The 2,761-nt window shown below is 43.4% G+C and carries 2 protein-coding genes; one reads left to right on the top strand and one right to left on the bottom strand.

The genetic code is table 11. From position 1 onward, the window contains the following. Window positions 1-152: 152 nt before the first annotated feature. Window positions 153-1,088 carry a hypothetical protein gene (locus A3860_RS37560; RefSeq protein ID WP_081155749.1) on the bottom strand — a complete coding sequence of 312 codons (936 nt, stop codon included), beginning with the start codon at window positions 1,086-1,088 and terminating at the stop codon, window positions 153-155. Window positions 1,089-2,111: 1,023 nt separating this feature from the next. On the opposite strand from A3860_RS37560, the gene A3860_RS37555 reads away from it, so the two are divergent. Beyond that, on the top strand, window positions 2,112-2,761 hold a 650-nt coding region (locus tag A3860_RS37555; protein WP_245843714.1), incomplete at its 3' end, for a reverse transcriptase domain-containing protein.

Genomic DNA, 2,761 nt, shown 5'->3' with positions numbered 1-2,761 from the left:
GCAACGAACCGCTCTACCCGGAACCTGCTGGTACAGGATTTAAGGGTATTAGGAGAATTTGTAAACCTTAATCCTGACATTAAATACTGTGGATGACAAAATCTGTCATGCAGCCTGATTAATAATCAGCGTAATATATTTTAATTATTAACCTATGGGATAAATGAAAATATGCGTAAATGCCCGCGCGCAATAGCCGCTACGAAAAAACGATCCCCTTCGTAAGTTGTTCGAAATCTTGGGATATCTTCCTCCATCTCCACTTGATTATGGTCAGGCGTACATCCTTTTATCGAAAAAGATTTATAAACCCGCTTGGGGAAATCGTTCTTCAAAACCAGGGATATTACATTTCTGGTAGCATAAGGGATCACCACAAAATATTTATCCGAAACGTAGGATACATATGGTTCCTTAATTGTTTTCATCTCTGCAAGCGGTGCATACCTTTTTGTGCTGATTACATTTTTGCCGGTAGCTTCAATGGCGGCAATGCTATCCTGTTCAATAGCATTGTAATATAATCCAGTTGTTGAATGTATCCAACCATTGCCGGAAGTCAGCGGAAATTGCAAAACAGACAACCTTTTCCCGCTTTTAGAGATCAGCTCTACAGAATCCATAGTAGTTACCAGCAGGTTATCATTGGCTGTATTAAACGTATAAAAAAAACGATAAGTATGATATACCTTTTTAACAACGCCGGTGGTGGAAATAAAATACAGGTTATTTAATATAGTTACCCAAAAGCCATCATTAACCACCTTAAGGTTCGAAACATACAAATTCGGCATAAGCAAATTGGCTAAAAAACCGTTTATGGTTTTATTTGTAGTGATGGCTCCATTGTTAAGGTCAATTTGCAGTAACCTCTTTTTATTAACAATGTACATGGTATTATTATACACATCAAAAGCATCCAGATCCTGCAGGCCCTTCGTAAGCTCATTAGAAGCAATAACTACGTCACCAATTTTACGTACAGTATCCATTTCGCCGTAGAAAGGCTGGTAGTTAACCAGGGTATTTGCAAAGCCTCTATTGAATAGACAGATGCTGAAAAACAAAAACATTATCTTTTTCTTCATTATAATCGGATTATCCGGCAAAATAATAAGAGTTGTACTCAATTAAAAAATCATTTATTCATCCCGCATATAGCGGCGAATGCTTGCCATTGAAATTCAGAACAGAATATAGCTTGTAAACTTTCCAATTAGTATATGAAAGCCAAAATTCAAAGATTATTGCTGATGGCATTATGAGCGCCTATACCCGAAAAAATCCGGTTCGCGGGTTATACCAGCAACGGCGTGCCCTACGGAGTCCCGCCCGGAAAGAGACGGATTCCCTGGATTTTTAAAATGGGAAAAAGCAGGATAAACGTTTGATAAATGGGGAAAATCGATCATTATTGATCGTATTCGTTCCAAATCGAACCAAATCGCATAAAGTCGGGAGGGCTGGACGAATTTCGATCGCGCTGTGCAAAGTCCGTGAGGTGGGGATTTTGAAAATGAAACACCTCGAAATTACCTGACAGGTAACCAATCCTGTCCGATAAGGTTTAGTCAACCACCGGAAGCGAGTCTTGCGTAGTAGGCAGAGATGCCTGCACGAAGCGTAGACAGCGACTGCTGAGGGTATGTTATTGAGCCTCGAAACTGTCCTACACGCCGAAGTCCTGATTGTTCGATAGATCAGGACAACATCAAACCAGCGTTACGACGAGTTGGGGAGATTCGACCGGGGTCTGAGAACATATCACAGGCAGACAGGGGTAGTACGGGAACACAGGAGAGCCTACCGCCTCCAACCGAAAGTCGGTTAACAAGGACTGACCGAAACCCAACAGTCCGGGCTTACAGGGTATGTATCGCCATCCTGACAAGCGATAAGAAAAGGCGATACCGGGAGGTATCCAGACCGAGAGAAATCGCAGGAAAGGAGAAGGGCGGAGGCAGTCTTAGCATCCCCATAGTACTGATAGAACGGTGGGAAATCAGTTCCATGAAAGCCACTTAGTAAGGAAGGGGGATGCCTGTTTACGGAACTGCATTTTAGAAACATTTGAGTGTACCAGAGACATGGAAAAGATGTTAACAGTAGAAATGCAGATAGCAGAGCGGGCCAGGAAATACCGGCTGGAAGCACTGACGAACCTGCATGAGTTTATTGATATACCACTGCTACAGGAGAGTTTTGATACCCTGAACAAAAAGGGAGCCAGTGGCGTGGATGCAGAAACATGGATGGACTATCACAAACAACGGGAAACAAGAATCCCACAGTTACTAACAGCCTTTAAAAGCGGTAATTACCGAGCGCCTAATATCCGGCGGGTCTATATACCCAAGGGCGATGGCAAACTTCGCCCGCTTGGTCTACCAACCGTGGAAGATAAGCTGCTACAGACGGCAGTAACCAGGGTGTTGCAACCGGTGTATGAGGATATATTCTATTCCAGTTCGTATGGGTTCAGGCCAGGTAAATCACAACATCAGGCATTGGAGGAATTAACCCGTCAAGTCAGCTTGCAGGGAAAGCGCTACATCATAGACGCTGACATGCAAAACTACTTCGGGAGTATTAACCACCAATGCCTGCGTGAGTTCCTTGACCACAGGATAAAGGATGGCGTGATCAGAAAGATGATAGACAAATGGCTCAAAGCTGGTGTATTGGATAACGGACAGCTTGTGTATCCGACTGAGGGTACCCCTCAGGGCGGAACGATCTCACCGTTGATTAGTAACGTTTA

This window comes from Niastella vici (assembly GCF_002077945.1).
Classification (GTDB): domain Bacteria; phylum Bacteroidota; class Bacteroidia; order Chitinophagales; family Chitinophagaceae; genus Niastella; species Niastella vici.
The sequence above is the reverse complement of the archived record's forward strand: the minus strand, read 5'-3'. Positions and strand labels throughout refer to the sequence as shown.

Coding starts and splice junctions, on each gene's coding strand:
- A3860_RS37560 (WP_081155749.1), bottom strand. CDS start 1,088: ATGAAGAAAAAGATAATGTTTTTGTTTTTCAGCATCTGTCTATTCAAT.